Genomic DNA, 17,645 nt, shown 5'->3' on the forward strand with positions numbered 1-17,645 from the left:
CCCCGGTGACAGAAGCACCAGCGCGCCGCGTCCGGCCTGCGGGCGACCCGCTCCGCCGCGCACTCGAACTGCTCGGCGACCAGTGGACGCTGCTCATCCTGCAGAGTCTTTTCTTCCGCTTCCGGCGTTACGAAGAGCTGCGTCTCCGGCTCGGCATCTCTCCCACGGCCCTGTCCGGCCGACTGCGCGACCTGGTCGAAGCCGAAGTGCTGGTCCGCACCCCGTACCGCGACGCCCGCCGCACCCGGCACGAATACCGGCTGACCGAGCGCGGCCTCGCACTCTGGCCGCTACTGGTGTCGATCTGGTCGTGGGAACGCCAGTGGGTCGACGGCCGCCGCGAGGTGCTGCCGACGCTCATCCACGTGGACTGCGGGCTGGCTACAGCAGCCCCGCTCGGCTGCGGCCACTGCGTCCGCCGCGTCGACGCCCGCGACGTCCGCGCCCGCCGCCTCGACTCGACGGGCGTGGCCGCCGCGACCGCGTCCAAGCGCTTCCGCCGCAAGGACGCCGAGGCGCTGGCATCGGATCCGCTGCTGTTCTTTCCCGACACCATGGAACTGCTCGGCGACCGCTGGTCGACCGGCATCGTGGTCTGCGCACTGCTCGGCGCCCGCCACTTCTCGGAGTTCGAACGCGAATTGGGCATCGGCCCAAGCGTCCTGTCCGACCGCCTCACCCGCCTGGTCGAACTCGACGTCCTGCGCACGGAAACCGCCAGCACCCGCGTCGACGCCCGCGCCTACCGCCTCACGGCCAAGGGCCTCGCGTTCTTCCCCGCGCTGGCGTTCATCGCGGAGTGGTCGCGGGAGTTCGAGGTGCCCGGCCAGGAGCCGGACATCACCCTCACCCACGTCGAATGCGACGAGCGGCTGCGCCCGATCCTGATCTGCGAGCACTGCGGCCACGAACTGGCCCGCGACGCCGTCCGCTGGTCCGGCCCCGTCCCCTACCCCAACCGCGCGCTGGGGTCGTGAGTGTTTTAGCCGGTTAGAACCGGCCGCATCACTCACGACCTCTGGACACACATCATATACCAGATACTATGTCCGAGTTGTCCTTCCGCCACCGCAGTTGGGAGCGACTCGTGAATCCCTCACGCCGGGCTTTCCTCGCCGGGACCGCCGCGCTCGCGGCGCTTCCGTTCGCCGGTCAGACCGCCGAAGCCTCGATCTTCGATCCCTGGCACAAGGTGCCATGGCTGCTGGCCAGGATCCGGCCACCGCGGTTCCCCCACCGGACCTTCGGCATCACCGAGTTCGGCGCGGTCGACGGCGGCGTCACCAAGAACACCGAAGCCTTCCGAAGAGCGATCACCGCGTGCCACCGCGCGGGCGGCGGGCGGGTGGTCGTGCCGGCCGGCACCTTCCTCACCGGGCCGATCGAACTGCTCAGCAACGTCGAGCTGCACCTCGAAGCGGGCGCGACCGTCACGTTCAGCACCGAGCCCGCCGACTACCTCCCGGTCGTCCAGGTCCGCTACGAAGGCACGCTCTGCTACAACTACCGCCCGTTCATCCACGCCGACGGCGCCTGCGACATCGCGATCACCGGCCAGGGCACGCTCGACGGCCGTGGCCCGCAAGGCCCTTGGGCGAGTTTCGGCAGCAACAACGCCGACACCGCGTTGCTGCGCAAGATGGGCAACGACGGCGTGCCCGTCGAGCAGCGAGTGTTCGGCGAAGGCCACAAGATCCGGCCGAGTTTCATCGGGCTCTACCACTCACGCAACATCCTGATCAGCGGGATCGAGATCAAGAATCCGCCGATGTGGTCGCTGCACCCGGTGTTCTGCCACAACGTGACCGTCGAGAACGTCACCTTCCGCACCACGAACAGCCAGGGCGACGGCGTCGACCTCGACTCGACGCGGTACGCGCATATCGTCGGCTGCCGGATGGACACCAACGACGACTGCGTGGTGATCAAGTCGGGCCGTGACGCCGACGGGCGCCGCGTCGGCATCCCGACGCGCGATGTCGTCGTCGAGCGCTGCAAGTTCTCGGGCCGCTGGGGCGGGGTGACGGTCGGCAGTGAGATGTCCGGTGGCGCGTACGACATCTTCGCCCGCGACTGCGAGATCAACGCGCCCGACTTCCCCGGCCGCTACCCGATCAAGCACGCGCTCTACGTCAAGACGAACACCGACCGCGGTGGTGTCATCGACGGCATCCACCTGCGGAACATCCACGGCACCGGCGTCGAACGGGAAGTCCTGTTCGTCAGCATGCTCTACAACGGCGGCGGCACCGCCGGCGTCAACCCGGCCATCCGCAACATCACCGTCGACGGCATGAAGATCGACGGCGGCAAGATCGCCGCGAGCTTCACCGGGCTGCCGGACGCGCATATCGGGAAGGTCCGCGTCACCAACAGCACGTTCACGAACATCGCGAGCCCGAACGCGATCACGAACACCGACGACCTGACGTTCCGCAACAGCACCATCAACGGCCAGCCCGTCTGAAGGGACTCCGAATGCGCCTGCACAGAACACTGGTCGCGGGGCTCGTCGCACTGCTCGCCGCCGGCGGGCTGACCGCGACGACCTCGGCCGCGGCCCCGGAAGCCACCCACGGCGGCTTCGCGTGGTCCGCGGCGAAAGCCCCGTTCCAGCTCAGTTTCACCCAGCATCACCAGCCGCTCATCGGCCAGGCGGCCGGCACCGCGACCGGCCCCGGCAACCGGCTGTCCTACCTGCTGGCCGACGGTTCCACGCACCGCGTCACGGATCTCCTTGCGGAGCAACGGATTCCCGGTGGCTCGCGCTACCAGGTCGCCACGGACGAAGCCGCCCGCACCGCGCAGGTCGACGTCACCCGCACGCCGCGCGGGCTGCGTGTCGCCTGGACACTCACGCCCGACACCGGCGTCACCCAGGTCTACGAGGCGTTGACCGGAAACACGACCGAGCACTTCCTCGGCGGCGGCGCGTCCTCGCTTTTCGTTGACCTCAAAGGCAAAGTCGTCTTCAACAAGGCGATGTTCACCGGCGCGTCGACGCTCGGCAAATGCAACCAGAGCGGTGCGGCGAGCCCGTTCTTCCTGAGTTCGCAAGGCTACGGCGTCTACCCGGACACCACCGCGACCGGCCGGATCGCCTTTCCCGGCGCGGCGGAACCGTTCCTGACGTGCGACACCAGCCCGCCGCTCTGCCCGGTCACGCTCGGCGTCCCCGACCGGACTCAGCTTTGCTTCAAGGACAACAAACTCGCGTACGAGATCTACGCGGGCAGCCCCGAACACGTGAGCGCGCAGTACTTCGCCAAGGTCGGCCTGCCCGTGCTGCCGCCGGTACGCCAGTTCGCCTCGATCAAGTGGCGGGACAAGATCCTCAGCCAGAACGAGGTCATCGAGGACATGGTCGAGCTGCAGAAGGCGGGCGTCCCGCTCGACACGATCTGGATCGACAACCCGTGGGAGCAGGGCCCGGAAGGCACCCCCGTCGGCACCGCGTGCATCGGCGCGCTGAAGTTCGACAGCCGTCAGTTCCCCGATCCCCAGGGCATGATCGACACCCTGCACGCGCACGGTGTCCACTTGGGAGTGTGGGTCGCGCCGTTCCTCGCGAAGACCGCGGGCGGGAAGCCGTGCCCGCACGACTATCCCGAGGGCTCGTTCGTGGTGTCGGACAAGAACACCTGGGACATCGACCTGACCAACCCGGTCGCCCGCGCGCACTACCAGGCCAAGCTGGAGAGCGTGTTCCGCATGGGCGTCGACTTCGTCAAGGGTGACCGCGGCGACGAGAACGACCTGGAGCTGGCCACCTTCCAGGGCGGGCCGGGGACGCTGGTGCACAACAGGTATCCCCAGCTCTACGCCGAGACGGTGGCCAACGCGCTGCACAACGTCCACGGTGACGACTACACGATGCTCTTCCGGTCCGGCTACCCCGGCATGTCGACCGTGCTGCGTGGGTTCTGGCAGGCGGACGCCGACATGAGCTTCGACGGCCTGCGCCTGACCACCCGCCGCGCGATCAACTCGTGGGGCGCCGGGCATCCGGTGCAGGGCTCCGACACCGGCGGCTACCGCAAGGTCGCGAGCGACTCACCGAGCCCGACGCTGTTCACCCGCTGGGCGCAGCTTTCCGCGGTCTCGCCGGTCTTCGAGGTCGGCGGCCCCGGCCGCAACGCGACACCGTGGGTGTACGACCCGGCCACGGTCGACCGCTTCCGCAAGTCGACCATCCTGCACTACGAGCTGTTCCCCTACCTTTACGAAGAGGCGAAACGCGCTTCGCGGACAGGCACGCCTATCAACCGACCGATGGGCTTTCAGTACCCCGGCGACGAGGAGGCTTGGAAAGCCGACCAGCAGTTCATGATCGGCTCTGACCTCCTCGCCGCGCCGGTCACCGCCGACCGCGCGGAGGCCGACGGCGCGGCGGGCCTGCCGACTCCGGTCGACGTCTACCTGCCGCCAGGTCGCTGGATCGACCTGTACGCGGGCAAGGTGGTCGAAGGCGGCAGGCACGTCGTCCGCGACTCCACTTTGGACGACTTCCCGCTGTACCTGCGTGCCGGTTCGGCGGTGGCGTTCAACTTCCGGAGCCCTGAGCTGTTCGAGCAGGCCTGGGGTCTCAACGACCAGGACCGCAAGGACCGCGCGGGCTGGCTGGTCTCGCCGGACGCCTCGGTGTGCGCGGACAGCCCGTCCGGCGGCAAGCTCACCACCTGGCGGTTCGGCCGGACGCTGACCATGACGGTCACCGGCGCGCCCGCCGAGACGGAACTGCTGATCCCGTCCGTCCCGGCGGGAGCACGGGTGCTGATCGACGGCAGGCCCGCCGAGCAGTCGACCATCGAGCAGCTGCGAGCCAAGCCGACCGGCTGGACCATGACCACCGGCGAGTTCCCCGGCCTGGCTGTGAAGCTCAAGCCCCGGCACGGCTTCTCGACGGTCACGGTGTACCAGTAGTCGTGAGCGTTGCGGGCGGTTCTAACCGCCCGCAACGCTCACGACCCCAGTGGCACCACGCGGGTGTTCTGGAACGACGCCTGCAGCCAGCGTCCACGCTGCTTGACCAGCACGTTCGCGTTCCTCGACAGCGAGCCGTCCCGGCAGTCGGCCTCACCCGCGTTGATCAGGCAGGTGTCCCTGACGATGATCACCGTGTCCGGTTCGAGGTAGCGGACGTGCTCGGTGATCGCCTTGATCTTCGACCCCTTGATGAAGTTGTCGAAGTAGTACTGCATCCCCTTCGCGATGCCCTCGCGGGTCTTCAGGTAGTCCCCGTTGAAGGTGATCAGGTCCGCGTCGGCGGTGAAGGTCGCGGCGAACGCCGCCCCGTCCCCCTTCGCCCACGCGGTGATCTGGGCGTCGCGGACCCGGTCGAAGGCCGCCTGGTCGCCGTGCCCGGCCGGTTCCGCGGCCGCCGAGGCCGTCACGATCCCCGTCGCCGCGACCAGCACGGCCATCCCCACCAGCAGTTTCCTCATCGTGCGCTCCCCTGCTCGCCATATAAGTAGCTCAACTACATATAGCACAGCTACGTATTGACGTGACACGTGTCGAAATCGACTCGCCAACCATGGCCACAACTGGAAGGCTGGACCTGATCCACGTCGTCACCTCGGAGGTAGCCATGTCTGAACCAACGCCGTCGGAAAACGACGGAGAGGACGACGTCAAGCGCAGGTTCAAGGAAGCGCTCGAACGCAAGCACGCGAAGGCCCGCTCCGGCTCGTCGCACGAGAACGGGGGCGGCAAGAACCAGCACGCCCATGGCCCCGCGGCGAACAAGCGCACCTTCCGGCGCAAGAGCGGCTAAGGAGTAAAGGTCTGCAAGTGGTCCACGACCACGAACCTGCTCGACGGGCTCGCCTGGGCGACGGCCTCCCGCAACGGGGTCAGGCCGCCGTAGTCCCTGCCGGGCTCGTCGAGCGGGTAGTCGAAATCGTCCCAATGCGTCGGCAGCACGTACGCCGGGTTGCCCAGCGTCGTGAGCAGGCGTGACGCGTAGCCGACCACCTTCGCGCCGCCGGCGGGCATGAGCAGCACGTCCGGCCGCAGTCCCGCGAGCTCCGACTCGACGTAGTTCGAGCCGCCGAAGTTCAGCACGCTGAGCCCACCGCCGCTGACCTGGTAGGACAGCGTGCCGCCCTCCACCAGGTCCTTGATCCGCCTCGGCACGTCGCGGCACGACAGCGTCCGCGAACCGGGGAACGGCACCTGCGCGCGCGGCCCGACCGCCGAATGTAATGAGCGCAGCACCCGGATGGTGTAGCCCTCGAACGCCAGGTATTCGCCGCCACTCGCGACGGCGAGCTGGTCTTCCGGCGCTCCGAGCGCCTTCATAAGGCTTAAGTGGGTCTCTGTGCCCAACACCGTCGCGCCGGTTTTCTTGGCGAGATAAGGCACATCGGTCAGGTGGTCGTAGTGCCCGTGCGTGACGAGGATGTGATCGGCACGCAGCTCGCCACTGTCGACGTAGCGGTCGATCAGCTTCTTGTTCACCTCGAGTGGGGTTTCCGGGTCAGCGCCCTGCGGGCTGTACGTGCCGGTCTTGAAGCGGGTGAGCCACGGGTCGATGAGCACGCGCTTCTCCCCCAGCCGGATCTCCCAGCTGTTGTTTCCCCACCAGCGCAAGGAGAACCCGGTGTTGCGCGGGGCGGCCGTCGCGGCCTGCGCACCGGCGAGCACCGCCGCCGCGCCCGCGCTCACGCCGAAGAGTCCCCGCCTGCTGATTTTCTCGTTCATGACGGCGAAGGAACCACAACGCCAACGGCGCTGTCCAAGATCACCGAGTCGGCATATCGATATCCGATCGGCTATCGTCCCAGCGTGGACACCCTGCGATCGCTGCGCTACTTCCTCGTGGTCGCCGAAGAACTGCATTTCGGCCGGGCCGCGGACCGGCTCGGCATCGCCCAGCCGCCGCTGAGCCAGCGCATCCGGCGGCTCGAAGCCGACCTGGACGCGCGGCTGTTCGACCGCGGCAGGCACGTCGAACTGACCGAGGCAGGCCAGATCCTGCTCGCCGAAGCCCGCGATCTGCTCGCCCGCTGGGACCGCGCGACCACGCTCGTCGCCAAGGCCCATCGCGGTGAGACGGACGCGCTGCGCGCCGGGGTCCCGCCGGAACTGCCCGGCCGGACGCTGGCCGCGATTCTCACCGCGTTCGGCGAGCAGTGTCCCGGCGTCCGCCTGGACCTGCAGGAACTCAGCAGCGCCGAGCAGGTCCGCCTGCTCGGCGACCGCCAGCTCGACGCCGGTCTCCTGCAGCATCCGATCGACGTCGTCGGTCTGGAGCTGGGCGCGGCCGTCGACACCCCGCTCGGCGTCGTGCTCCCCCGCGACTCCCCGCTCGCCAGGCGCGCCGAACTCGACCTCGTCGACCTCGCCGGGCAGGGCCTGGTGATCTTCCCGCGTGCCACGTCGCCGGGTCTTTACGACAGCCTGCTGCGGACCTGCTGGGAACACGGCTTCCGGCCGTCGCGGATCCACCACGCGCGCAACCCGGAGTTCGTGCTCGGCCTGGTGCTCGCCGGGCAGGGTATCGCCTTCGAACCGGTGGCACGCAAGGAACCCGGGGTCGTCTGGCGACCACTCGCGGAGGGTTCGCTGAGCATGCGGATGTCGTTCGCCTGGCCCGCTTCGAGCGCGCACCCACAGGCCTCGCGGCTGGCTTCGATAGCCATTCGCGTATTGGAGGGCGACGGCGTCTCCCACGTTCTGCCGGAGCCCGAATCCGGTGTCAGGCCTTGGGATGCGTTCTACGCACGTAGCTGATCGACGGCGGAGCGCGCCGCGGCGCCGATCGCCTGGTCGATGTCCGGCCGCCGTCCCGTGTACCGGCCGGTCGTGAACACCGCGATCGCGTACTGCTCGCCATCCGGGTAGGTCGCGACGCCGATCTCGTTGCGGATCTGCGGAAGCGTGCCCGTCTTGCCCGCGTACGCGACCTCGTCGTCGAACGCGGCGGCGACGCGGTACCAGTTGATCTGGAAGCCGAGCAGGTCCCTGACCTGGCGGCAAGCTTCCGGCGGACCGGCCTCGTCACGCCAGATCAGCTCGAGCAGCCTGGTCATCTCGCGTGGCGTGCTCGCCGTGGTGCGTAAGGGATCCAGCGCGCGGACGTCGCGCCCATCGTCCTCGATGATGGTGCGCAGAACGTCCTTCGGCGCGCCGATGATCCGGGTCGAGGTGAGCCCCAGCTCGGTCATGAGCGAGCGGACGTTGCCGACGCCGACCCGGTCGAAGAGCAGGTCGGCCGCGGTGTTGTCGCTGACGGACAGCGCGGCCAGCGCCGCGTCGCGCAGGCTCATCTCGACGTCGTCGGCGCACCCCGCCATCCCGGTGCCGCCGAGCCGGTCGGCCGCGCGGGCACGCACCCGGTCGGCGGGGTCGAGCTGCCCGGCCGCGACCTGGCGCGCGAACTCCAGCACCAGCGGCACTTTGACCACGGACGCGAGCACGACCGGCTCGTCGGCGTCGAGCGAGACTTCGGCGGCGGAACCGAGGTGGCGGGCGTGCAGGAAACCCCGCACGCCCGCCTTGTCGAAGAATTCGATCACACGGTAAGGATGGACCGCAGCCTGCCGACCTCGGACATCCGCCGCTCCGCGAGCCGGTCGGCGGCCGTCGCGGGCGGCACGCCGTCGGCCAAGGCCAGCGCGTACACGGCCTTCGTGGTGTCGAAGATCTCGGCGGTCTTGCGCTTCGCGCGGGCGAAGTCGAAACCGTGCAGCTCGTCGCTGACCTGGATCACGCCACCGGAGTTGACCAGGTAGTCCGGCGCGAACAGGATGCCGCGGTCGTCGAGGAGCTTGCCGACGCCGGGGTGCGCGAGCTGGTTGTTCGCCGCGCCGCAGACGATCTTGGCCTGGAGCACCGCGACCGTCTCGTCGGTCAGCGCGCCGCCGAGCGCGCACGGCGCGAACACGTCGATGTCCTCGCGGATCAGCGCGTCGGCGTCGGCGACGACCTCGACTCCCGGGTACTCGGCGAGCGTGCGCTCGATGGCCTTCGGCGAGACGTCGGTGATGACCACGCGGGCGCCTGCCTCGACCAGGTGCCCGACGAGGATGTGCCCGACCTTGCCGACCCCGGCGACGCCGACCCGGCGTCCGCCCAGCTCGGGCGTGCCCCACAGCTGCTCGGCCGAGGCCCGCATGCCCTGGTAGACGCCGAACGCGGTGAGCACGGACGAGTCGCCGGCGCCGCCGTCCTCCGGCGAGCGGCCGGTCACGAACCGCGACTCGCGCGCGACGATGTCCATGTCCTGGACGTAGGTGCCGACGTCGCAGGCGGTGATGTAGCGACCGCCGAGCGACTGCACGAAGCGGCCGAACGCGCGCAGCAGTGCCTCGGACTTGATCTTGGCGGGATCACCGATGATGACGGCCTTGCCGCCGCCGAAGTCGAGCCCGGCGAGCGCGTTCTTGTAGGCCATGCCCTTCGACAGCGCGAGCACGTCGGCGAGCGCGTCGGCCTCGGAGGCGTACGGGTAGAAGCGGGTGCCGCCGAGCCCTGGGCCCAGCGCGGTGGAGTAGAGGCCGATGATCGCCTTGAGCCCGGAAGCTCTGTCGTGGCAGAAAACAACCTGCTCGTGGGCGTGGTCGAACACACCTTCGGTCACGGTGGTGACTCCTTTGTCTACACCGGCGCGTGGCTTGTGGCGCACGCGCTTGGTTTCCGGTTGCTGGATCCACCGGTACCGGGAAGGTCGTTCCGCTGACCGGCTGCTCCGATGAGCAACCTAGATGGCCCGTGCGCGACACGCCAAACGGACCTCGCCCAGTGCTCCAAGTCCTGCCAGGATCAGCTCGTGCACATGCGAACCGAGACCACCGGTGACGGTCCCACGCTCCTGCTCCTCCACGGCCTCGGCGCCACCGGCGAGGTCTGGAACGGCTTCGAAACGCACCTGCGCGAGTCGTGGCAGGGCAGCTGGATCGTTCCAGACCTGCCTGGTCACGGCCGGTCCGAGCCGCTGTCGCGCTACACCTTCGGCGGGCTCGGCGCGGCGATCGCGGCGGAACTGCCGGACTCGGAAGTGATCGTGCTCGGGCATTCACTGGGCGGTGTGCTCGGGCTGACGCTGGCGAGCGGCTGGTTCGGCGTGCCGGTGCGGGCGGTGTGCGGGCTCGGCATCAAGGTGGAGTGGACGCCGGACGATCTCGCGAAAGCCGCCGCGGTGGCGGCGAAACCGGCTCGTGTGTTCGCCACCCGCGAGGAGGCCGCCGAGCGCTGGCTCAAGGTCGCCGGGCTCTTTGGCTTGTGGGACAAGGAATCCCCGCTCGTCTCTGCCGGGCTGGTGTCCGGAGAGGACGGCTGGCGCACCGCGCTGGACCCGCTCGCGTTCGCCGTCGGGGCGCCGGACATGCACGGCCTCATCTCGGTGAGCAAGGCCCGGGTTCTCTTGGCGGCGGGGCAAAACGACCTGATGTCGCCGGAAACGCACCTGCGTGACTTCGGTGTCGACTTCGCGGTGCTGCCCAACCTCGGCCACAACGCGCACGTCGAAGCCCCGGCCGCGGTGCTCGCCCTGCTCAAGCGCCATTTTTCCTGACGACGGACGAAAACTGTCGTACCCCGGGTCTAGCGTTCTCTGTGTCGGAAGAACCCGAACGAGGAGGACGAACATGGGCACCTGGGGAACCGGGCCGTTCGAAAACGACAGCGCCGCCGATTTCAGCAACCATCTCGACGATCTCGATGCCGAGTCCAGGGTCACCGCCATCCAGCGCACGCTGAGCCAGGTGGCGGGCGAAACCGGTTATCTGGAAACGGATCCCGCCGCCTCGGCGGTCGCCGCGGCCGCGGTGGTGGTCGCGCAGCTGCCCGGCGGAAGGCCGGTGAGCGCGGCCTACGGACCGGAACTGAGGATCCCGCCGATCCCGCTCGAACTGCGCGCGCTGGCGATGAAAGCGCTGGATCGTGTCATCGCCGAGGATTCCGAACTCGCCGATCTGTGGGCGGACACAGCGGACGCCAGGCAATGGCGGGAAAGGATCGCCGAGCTCCGGCGTCCGCTGGAGGGTTTTCCTTAGGGTTTTTCCTTAGCGGGCCGCCACTTCGCCGAGCACGGCCATCGCGGCTTCGAGCTGCGCGTCGCGAAGATACGGCGCCGGCCCGAAACGCAGGTACTCACCACGGCTGTCGGTGCGCACGCCGCGCTCCGCCAATGCCGCCTGCAGGCCGGAGGCATCCTTGCAGCGCAAGGAAAGAAAGCCGCCGATGGCGCCGAGCGGGGTGTCGCGGTCGCGGGTGGCCACGTGCTCCGGCAGGTCGAGCCGGTCGAACGCGGCGGCCAGCAGCCCGACCTGGTGCTGGGAGACCTCGCGCAGGAGTTCCGGCGTGAGCCCCTGCTCGGCGAAGAAGCGGAAGACCCTGGCCCCGCGGTAGTGGCTGGTCGGGTCGTAGGTGGCACCGGCGAAGCGGTCGGCGCCCTCGGCGTAGGCGACGAGCCCGGGCCGTCGCTCGTCCGCGAGCGCCCCGAATTCGGCGTACCACCCGGTCACGACCGGCCGTAGTTCCTGCGCGTGCGCGGGGAGCCTGAGGAAACAGTTGCCCTCACCCAGCTGGAGGTATTTGTACCCACCACCGAGCACCCACGCGTTGGTGAGTCCCAGATCGTGCAAGGAGAACGGCACCACGCCGAGCGCGTGGTAGGCGTCGACGACGAGCTCGACGGACCGGTTGCGACAGGCTTCGGCCAGGAAACTGAGCCCGGGCACGAGGCGTGAAGTCTCGAACAACACGGCCGAGACGAGCACGGCGCAGGTGCGCTCGTGATCCTTCGCGACCTCGGCGGCGAGCCGCTCGGCGAGGGTCGCCACCGGGGCCGCGGGCACGCGGACGAGTTCGACCCCCTCTTCGGCCAGCCTGGCCAGCTGGCGGCGGAGGGTGTGGAACTCACCGTCCGTCGTCACCAGGCGGGGGCGGCGGCGAAGATCCCAAGAGGACAGCAGGCGGACCACCAGGTCATGGGTGCTGGCGCCGAGCGCGATCTGGGCGCGCGGGTCGCCGAGCACCTCGCGGAAGCCGGCGCGGACCTCGTCGGCTTTGGCGAAAGCGGCGTCCCACTTGCCGTCCACGCCCTCGGCGGCGTCCGCGAAGGCTTCGGTGAGGCCCTCGGCGGCGACGTCGGGCCACGCCTGATGGGAGTGACCGGAAAGGAGGAGGCGATCGGCGACCCGGAACCGCGTGTAGTGCGCGGCGAGCGCGTTGGGCTCGCCGCGGAGCGAATCGAGGGTGGTCGTGGGCTGGTTGCTAGTGGGCTCAGTGGTCACAGGTGGCTCCGGACGGCCCAGAGGTCGGCGAACATCGGCTTGAACAAGGTCGAGCGCAGGTACGCGGCGCCCGAGGAACCGCCGGTGCCGGTCTTGTCGCCGATGGTGCGTTCGACCATCTTGACGTGCCGGTAGCGCCATTCCTGCATGCCCTCGTCGAAGTCGACGAGGTGCTCGGCGAGCACCGAGGCGCCCTTGTCGTCGCGGTAGACGTCGAGGAGCACTTCCTGCATCTCGGGCGAGGGCTCGGCGGGCAATGTGACGTCCCGGCCGTCCGGGACCTTGTAGCCCTGAGTCGAAAGGTAGGTGATGAAGGAGTCGTACAACGAGGGCCGCGACATCGCGGCGGCGATACGGGCGCGGGCCTCACCGCCCTCGGGGTAGTGCGCGAACACGCGCTCGTCCCGGCGCCCGAGCACGGCCTCGAGCTCGCGGAACTGCGCGGACTGGAAGCCGCTGGACGCGTCGAGCCTGGCACGGAAGCTGTTGAACTGGCTGGGGGTCATGGTCTCCAGCACGTCGATCTGCGTGACGACCACCTTGAGGATCGTCAGCACCCGGCGCAGGGTGCGGATGGCGTGCGGGGTCCGGCCCGCCTCCAGGCACTCCTGCAGGTGCAGCACCTCGTGCAGGATCTGCTTGAACCACAGCTCGTAGACCTGGTGGATCACGATGAACAGCAGTTCGTCGTGCTCGTCGGAGCGCGGGTGCTGTGCGGCTAGCAGGTCGTCGAGCGCCAGGTAGGACGTGTAGCTCAGCGCCGCCTGGGTATCTGTGCTGGTCATACTCGGGTCACCTCATCGAAGTGGCGCTGCGCCGCGGGTGCGAGCGCCGCGTACAGATCATGGAACAGGGCCACCGCGGCCGCTCGTTTCCCCGGCACGGGGACGAGTTCGCCGGGTAGTTCCGGGTCGAGCGCGGGGAATTCGCGGAAGGTGTGCACGAGCCGGGTCCGCAGGCGGAACGCGTCGCGGTCGGTGGCGGGTTCGCCTGCCGAGCCGAACTCGGCGACGAACTTCCGGTAGCGGCGGTCGAGTTCGTCGAGGTCCCATGCCCGGGTGACGAAGGCGCGCAGGTCCAGCGCGGCCGAGGGCCTGCCGAGCATCAGGCCGGCGTGCTCGGTGACGTCCAGCTCGGCGAGCAGCGCCAGCACCTCGGCCTCGCGGTCGAGCGGGGCGAGCCAGGTGCCGTCCTGCAGTGACCCGAAGCCGAGGAAGCGCAGGCGGCGGACGAGCCGTTCGCGGGCGCGGCGGCGGGTCTCGGGGATGCTCTGCCAGAGCACCGTCCAGTCGCCGGACGGGCGCTCCGCGCGGCCGAGGGAGAAGATGCGGCGGTCACCGTCCTCGAGCACGGCGAGCGTGCGGCGAGTCAGTGAGTAGTGCACGTGCCTGCCCTCCTTGTGCCTGGCGAGCAGGTCACGGTGGGCGAGGCGGGCGAGCGCGATCCGGGCCGCGCCGTCGGAAAAGCCCAGCTCGGCGAGCAGGAGGACGAGGCCGCCCGACCAGACGCGGCGGGTCTCCCGTGGCTGGACGTGGCTGCCGAGCAGCGTCATCACCAGCTCTTGCGGTGAGAACCCGTCGTCCATACGGCAACTCTATACACATGACCCCGCTGCGATGTAGGTTAAATCTTGTGACGAACTTCGCGGATCTCACTTCACCCCAGGTGGCGGCGATCCGCGAAGGCGCGCGCGTGCCGGTGCTGCTGCTGCCGGTCGGTGCGATCGAGCCGCACGGGCCGCACGCTCCACTCGGCACAGACCCGCTCATCTCGCAGGGCATGTGCGCCAGGGCGGCGGCCAGGCTGGCGGACGATCCGGCCGTCCGGGTCCTCGTGCTGCCCGCCCTTCCCTATGGGGTGACCAAGTTCGCCGCGGGGTTCGCGGGTGGTGTCCACATCGGCGCGGAGACGTTGCACGCGCTGGTCGTCGACGTCTGCGCGGCGCTGATCGAGCAGGGCTTGCCGCGCGTGGTCATCGTCAACAACCACTTCGAACCCGCGCACGTCGCGACGCTGCGGCGGGTCGTCGAGACCGTAGAAGCCTTACACGGCAAGAAAATCGGCTATCTGGACCTGGTCAGGCGGCGGAACGCGCAGCGGCTCACCGCGGAGTTCCAGGCCGGGGAATGCCACGCGGGACGCTACGAGACCTCGCTGGTGCTGGCCGATCGTCCCGAACTGGTCGACGCCGAGTCCATGTGCGCGCTCCCCTATCTGCCTGTCGACATGCCGGCAGCGATGCGCGAAGGCCGCGATGACTTCCAGGCGATGGGCATGCACCAGGCGTACTGCGGCGCTCCGGCCGAAGCCACGCCGGACGAAGGCGAAGCGACCTTCGAAATCCTCACCGACATGCTGGTCGAGACGATCCGGGAGTACGCGTGAACCTTGCTTCCTTCTTCGTCGACCGCAACGTCTCCGAAGGCCGGGGCGCCAACCCCGCGCTGATCACCGGCGACGGCGAGACCACCTATGCCGAACTCGCGGAGCTCACCAACCGCATCGGCACCGTGCTCACCGAGCTGGGTGTCCGAAGTGGACAGATGGTGCTGCTGGCGCTCAGCGACGGCGTCGAGTTCGTCGCGACCTGGTACGCCGCGCAGAAGATCGGCGCGGTGACCGCCGAGGTCTATCCGTTCCTGCAGCCCAAGGATTACGCCTACTACCTGGGCTACACCGAGGCGAAACTCGTCGTCGCGGACGCCGTCACGCTGCCCGCGCTCCGCGAGGCGGGCGCGACGAACCTGCTCGTGCGCGGTGTCCCCGAAGAAGAACTACGGGCGGGCGAACGTCCTTTCGAGACACTCGTCGCACAGGCCTCGCCCGAGCTGGAGGCCGTGCCGCGCGGGCCCGACGACATCGTGATCTGGAAGTTCACCACCGGCAGCACCGGCTCGCCCAAGGCGTGCACCCACCCGATCAGCAGCCCGCTCAAGAGCTTCGAGCTTTACGCGCGGGGTGTGCTCGGCCTCCGTGAGGACGACCGGGTGCTCGCCGTGCCCAAGCTGTTCTTCGGCTACGCCCGTGATCTCGTCGCGTTGTTCCCGTTCGGGGTCGGCGCGGCCGGGATCCCGTTCCCGGAGCGGTCGACGGCCGACCTGATGTTCGAGCTGATCGCGCGGCATCGGCCGACCGTGCTGGTCAACGTGCCGACCATGATGAGCGCGATGGTCGCGCACCCGGACGCGGCGAAGCAGGACCTCAGCTCGCTCCGGCTGTGCACCTCGGCGGGCGAGGCGCTCCCGTCGGAGCTGCATCGCAAGTGGGACAGCACTTTCGGGGTCGAAGTCGTCGACGGGATCGGCTCGTCGGAGGCCTACCACATCTACCTGTCGAACCGGCCGGGCCAGGCGCGGCGTGGCAGTCTCGGCCAGGCCGTGCCCGGCTACCAGGTCAGGGTCATCGACGAACTCGACCAGGAGCTGCCCGACGGTGAGATCGGCACGCTCGAGGTCACCGGCCCGACGATCGCCCGCGAATACCGCGGCGACGCCGAAAAGTCGCGGCGCACCTTCCACGGTGACACCCTGCGCAGCGGCGACCTCTTCAGCCGGGACGAAGCGGGCTTCTTCACGCACCACGGCCGCGCCGACGACCTGCTCAAGGTCGGCGGGGTGTTCGTGGCGCCCGGTGAGATCGAAGACTGCCTGCTCGGGCATGCCGAGGTCGTCGACTGCGCGGTCGTCGGCCACGAGAAGGACGGGCTGGTGCTCTCCCGCGCTTACGTCGTCGTCGGTGCCGGCGCCACGGTGACCGAGACCGAACTGCAGGACTACGCGCGAGAACACCTCGCGGCCCACAAATACCCGCGAGAGGTGTGCTTCGTGCCCGAACTCCCCCGCACCGCCAACGGCAAGCTGGACCGCCGCGCGCTCCGGACCAGGCCATGACCCGGCTCGTCGTCGTCACCGGCGGCACCAGGGGCATCGGCGCGGCGATCGCGGACCGGTTCCGCGCCGCGGGCGACGAGGTCATCGCGCCAGGACGCCGGGACTGCGACGTCACCGACGAGACCGCGGTCCGCGAGTTCTTCGCCGGGCTCGGCCAGGTCGACGTGCTGGTCAACAACGCCGGGATCTCCGCCAGCGCCCCGCTCGCCAAGACGAAGCTCGCCGACTGGCACGCCCAGCTCGACGTCAACGCCACCGGCGCGTTCCTCTGCACCCGCGCGGTGCTGGCCGGCATGCGGGAACGCGACCGGGGCCGGATCGTCACCGTCGCGTCGACGGCTTCGCACGCCGGTTACCGCTACACCTCCGGCTACACCGCCTCGAAGCACGCCGCGGTCGGGCTGATGCGCGCGGTCGCGGCCGAGGTCGCGGGCACCGGGGTCACGGCCAACGCGGTGTGCCCGGCGTTCGTGCGCACGGACATGACCGCGACCTCGATCTCGCGGATCACCGAGACCACCGGTCGCGCCGAGGCCGACGCGGAGGCCGCGCTGGCCGCCGCGTCACCGCTCGGCCGATTGCTCGAGCCTGAGGAAGTCGCCTTCGCGGTGACGTTCCTGGCGGCGCCCGAAGCGGCCGCCATCAACGGACAGACCCTTGTCCTCGACGGAGGAGGAATCCAGAAGTGAGCCCGTTCCGCGCGTCCGCGAAGATCACCGAAAGCTGGGCGCACTTCGGCTTCGAAGTCGCCGACGGCGTCGCCACCGTGACGCTCAACCGGCCGGAGAAGCTCAACGCGCTCACCTTCGACGTCTACGCCGACCTGCGCGACCTCTTGGCCGAGCTGCCGCATCGCGACGACATCCGCGTGCTCGTGCTGACCGGCGAGGGCCGCGGCTTCTGCTCCGGCGGCGACGTCGAAGAGATCATCGGCGAGCTGCAGAAGATGGAGACCGCCGAGCTGCTCGAGTTCACCCGGATGACCGGCGCGGTCGTCAAGGCACTGCGTGAGTGCCCGCTGCCGGTGATCGCGGCCGTCAACGGCGTCGCCGCGGGCGCGGGCTCGGTCATCGCGCTGGCCAGTGACTTCCGCCTGCTCGCCCGCTCGGCGAAGTTCGCGTTCCTGTTCACGAAGGTCGGACTGGCAGGCGCGGACATGGGCTCGGCCTATCTGCTGCCGCGCCTGGTCGGCCTCGGCCGTGCGACCGAGCTGCTGATGCTCGGCGACAAACTGCCCGCCGAGCGGGCCGAGGCGATCGGCCTCGCCAGCCAGGTGGTCGACGACGAGGACCTCCCCGCCGCCGCTGCCGCGCTCGCCCGCAGGCTCGCCGACGGCCCCGCGCTCGCCTACTCGACCACCAAGGTCCTGCTCACGCGCGAGCTGGACATGGACCTCGGCAGCTCGATCGAACTCGAGGCCATCACCCAGGCCCTGCTGATGACCGCCAAGGACCACAAGGAGTTCTACGCCGCGTGGTCGGCGGGCCGTAGTCCACAGTGGACGGGACGCTGA

At 69.4% G+C, this 17,645-nt stretch carries 18 protein-coding genes; 11 read left to right on the forward strand and 7 right to left on the reverse strand.

The annotated features are described in order from the left end of the window. The first annotated feature begins 5 nt into the window (after positions 1-5). The 3 genes from BLV57_RS29790 to BLV57_RS29800 all read left to right on the forward strand — a co-directional run bounded on the left by BLV57_RS29790 (position 6) and on the right by BLV57_RS29800 (position 4,923). Positions 6-977 carry a winged helix-turn-helix transcriptional regulator gene (locus tag BLV57_RS29790; RefSeq protein WP_091294393.1) on the forward strand — a complete coding sequence of 324 codons (972 nt, stop codon included), beginning with the start codon at positions 6-8 and terminating at the stop codon, positions 975-977. 110 nt (positions 978-1,087) lie between these two features. Further along, positions 1,088-2,467 (forward strand): glycoside hydrolase family 28 protein, encoded by a 1,380-nt coding sequence (locus tag BLV57_RS29795; RefSeq protein ID WP_218134898.1) that lies wholly within the window; start codon positions 1,088-1,090, stop codon positions 2,465-2,467. Between the two features lie 11 nt (positions 2,468-2,478). Further along, positions 2,479-4,923, forward strand: a complete 2,445-nt coding sequence (locus tag BLV57_RS29800; protein WP_091294396.1) for a TIM-barrel domain-containing protein — start codon at positions 2,479-2,481, stop codon at positions 4,921-4,923. Positions 4,924-4,961: 38 nt separating this feature from the next. Here BLV57_RS29800 and BLV57_RS29805 read toward each other — a convergent pair whose 3' ends face one another. Continuing rightward, positions 4,962-5,444 carry an SgcJ/EcaC family oxidoreductase gene (locus BLV57_RS29805; RefSeq protein ID WP_091294398.1) on the reverse strand — a complete coding sequence of 161 codons (483 nt, stop codon included), beginning with the start codon at positions 5,442-5,444 and terminating at the stop codon, positions 4,962-4,964. 146 nt (positions 5,445-5,590) lie between these two features. Here BLV57_RS29805 and BLV57_RS29810 point away from each other — a divergent pair, with 146 nt between their 5' ends. After that, positions 5,591-5,776 carry a DUF5302 domain-containing protein gene (locus BLV57_RS29810; RefSeq protein WP_091294399.1) on the forward strand — a complete coding sequence of 62 codons (186 nt, stop codon included), beginning with the start codon at positions 5,591-5,593 and terminating at the stop codon, positions 5,774-5,776. Here BLV57_RS29810 and BLV57_RS29815 read toward each other — a convergent pair. Further along, positions 5,773-6,705, reverse strand: coding sequence for an MBL fold metallo-hydrolase (locus tag BLV57_RS29815; RefSeq protein WP_091294401.1), 933 nt, complete (start codon positions 6,703-6,705; stop codon positions 5,773-5,775). The genes BLV57_RS29810 and BLV57_RS29815 overlap by 4 nt on opposite strands. Before the next feature lie 84 nt (positions 6,706-6,789). Between BLV57_RS29815 and BLV57_RS29820 the strand changes: the two genes are divergently transcribed. Continuing rightward, positions 6,790-7,737, forward strand: a complete 948-nt coding sequence (locus BLV57_RS29820; protein WP_091294402.1) for a LysR substrate-binding domain-containing protein — start codon at positions 6,790-6,792, stop codon at positions 7,735-7,737. Here the strand turns inward: BLV57_RS29820 and BLV57_RS29825 are convergent. Together BLV57_RS29825 and BLV57_RS29830 are read right to left on the reverse strand one after the other, a co-directional pair. Then, on the reverse strand, positions 7,722-8,522 hold the full coding sequence (locus tag BLV57_RS29825) for a serine hydrolase (protein WP_091294404.1): 801 nt from the start codon (positions 8,520-8,522) through the stop codon (positions 7,722-7,724). The two genes, BLV57_RS29820 and BLV57_RS29825, sit on opposite strands and share 16 nt — an antisense overlap. Beyond that, positions 8,519-9,586 carry a Glu/Leu/Phe/Val dehydrogenase dimerization domain-containing protein gene (locus BLV57_RS29830; protein WP_091294405.1) on the reverse strand — a complete coding sequence of 356 codons (1,068 nt, stop codon included), beginning with the start codon at positions 9,584-9,586 and terminating at the stop codon, positions 8,519-8,521. Before BLV57_RS29830 ends, BLV57_RS29825 begins: the two co-directional genes overlap by 4 nt. A gap of 195 nt (positions 9,587-9,781) precedes the next feature. Between BLV57_RS29830 and BLV57_RS29835 the strand changes: the two genes are divergently transcribed. Beyond that, positions 9,782-10,519 carry an alpha/beta fold hydrolase gene (locus tag BLV57_RS29835; protein WP_091294408.1) on the forward strand — a complete coding sequence of 246 codons (738 nt, stop codon included), beginning with the start codon at positions 9,782-9,784 and terminating at the stop codon, positions 10,517-10,519. Positions 10,520-10,592: 73 nt separating this feature from the next. Continuing rightward, positions 10,593-11,000: a DUF4259 domain-containing protein gene (locus tag BLV57_RS29840; RefSeq protein WP_091294409.1), complete on the forward strand. Its 408-nt coding sequence runs from the start codon at positions 10,593-10,595 to the stop codon at positions 10,998-11,000. 9 nt (positions 11,001-11,009) lie between these two features. Here BLV57_RS29840 and BLV57_RS29845 read toward each other — a convergent pair whose 3' ends face one another. From BLV57_RS29845 to BLV57_RS29855, 3 genes are read right to left on the reverse strand one after another with little or no spacing between them, the layout of a single operon-like run. Further along, on the reverse strand, positions 11,010-12,242 hold the full coding sequence (locus tag BLV57_RS29845) for a PLP-dependent aminotransferase family protein (protein ID WP_091294411.1): 1,233 nt from the start codon (positions 12,240-12,242) through the stop codon (positions 11,010-11,012). Further along, complete coding sequence (locus BLV57_RS29850; RefSeq protein WP_091294412.1) at positions 12,239-13,027, reverse strand: tryptophan 2,3-dioxygenase; 789 nt, start codon at positions 13,025-13,027, stop codon at positions 12,239-12,241. The genes BLV57_RS29845 and BLV57_RS29850 overlap by 4 nt, the downstream gene beginning before the upstream one ends. Further along, entirely contained in the window at positions 13,024-13,827 is an 804-nt protein-coding gene (locus BLV57_RS29855) for a PaaX family transcriptional regulator (RefSeq protein ID WP_245757571.1), read from the reverse strand. Before BLV57_RS29855 ends, BLV57_RS29850 begins: the two co-directional genes overlap by 4 nt. A gap of 47 nt (positions 13,828-13,874) precedes the next feature. On the opposite strand from BLV57_RS29855, the gene BLV57_RS29860 reads away from it, so the two are divergent. From BLV57_RS29860 to BLV57_RS29875, 4 genes are read left to right on the forward strand one after another with little or no spacing between them, the layout of a single operon-like run. Continuing rightward, positions 13,875-14,627, forward strand: a complete 753-nt coding sequence (locus BLV57_RS29860; RefSeq protein WP_091294414.1) for a creatininase family protein — start codon at positions 13,875-13,877, stop codon at positions 14,625-14,627. After that, positions 14,624-16,132, forward strand: coding sequence for a benzoate-CoA ligase family protein (locus BLV57_RS29865; protein WP_091294415.1), 1,509 nt, complete (start codon positions 14,624-14,626; stop codon positions 16,130-16,132). The genes BLV57_RS29860 and BLV57_RS29865 overlap by 4 nt, the downstream gene beginning before the upstream one ends. Beyond that, positions 16,129-16,821, forward strand: a complete 693-nt coding sequence (locus BLV57_RS29870; protein ID WP_091294417.1) for an SDR family NAD(P)-dependent oxidoreductase — start codon at positions 16,129-16,131, stop codon at positions 16,819-16,821. Before BLV57_RS29865 ends, BLV57_RS29870 begins: the two co-directional genes overlap by 4 nt. Further along, a complete protein-coding gene (locus tag BLV57_RS29875) occupies positions 16,818-17,645 on the forward strand; it encodes an enoyl-CoA hydratase family protein (RefSeq protein ID WP_091294418.1) in 828 nt (275 codons plus the stop codon). Before BLV57_RS29870 ends, BLV57_RS29875 begins: the two co-directional genes overlap by 4 nt.

The organism is Amycolatopsis xylanica, from assembly GCF_900107045.1.
In the GTDB taxonomy this organism is placed as follows: Bacteria; Actinomycetota; Actinomycetes; order Mycobacteriales; family Pseudonocardiaceae; genus Amycolatopsis; species Amycolatopsis xylanica.

Coding starts and splice junctions, on each gene's coding strand:
- BLV57_RS29800 (WP_091294396.1), top strand. CDS start 2,479: ATGCGCCTGCACAGAACACTGGTCGCGGGGCTCGTCGCACTGCTCGCC.
- BLV57_RS29805 (WP_091294398.1), bottom strand. CDS start 5,444: ATGAGGAAACTGCTGGTGGGGATGGCCGTGCTGGTCGCGGCGACGGGG.
- BLV57_RS29810 (WP_091294399.1), top strand. CDS start 5,591: ATGTCTGAACCAACGCCGTCGGAAAACGACGGAGAGGACGACGTCAAG.
- BLV57_RS29815 (WP_091294401.1), bottom strand. CDS start 6,705: ATGAACGAGAAAATCAGCAGGCGGGGACTCTTCGGCGTGAGCGCGGGC.
- BLV57_RS29835 (WP_091294408.1), top strand. CDS start 9,782: ATGCGAACCGAGACCACCGGTGACGGTCCCACGCTCCTGCTCCTCCAC.
- BLV57_RS29840 (WP_091294409.1), top strand. CDS start 10,593: ATGGGCACCTGGGGAACCGGGCCGTTCGAAAACGACAGCGCCGCCGAT.
- BLV57_RS29850 (WP_091294412.1), bottom strand. CDS start 13,027: ATGACCAGCACAGATACCCAGGCGGCGCTGAGCTACACGTCCTACCTG.
- BLV57_RS29855 (WP_245757571.1), bottom strand. CDS start 13,827: ATGGACGACGGGTTCTCACCGCAAGAGCTGGTGATGACGCTGCTCGGC.
- BLV57_RS29870 (WP_091294417.1), top strand. CDS start 16,129: ATGACCCGGCTCGTCGTCGTCACCGGCGGCACCAGGGGCATCGGCGCG.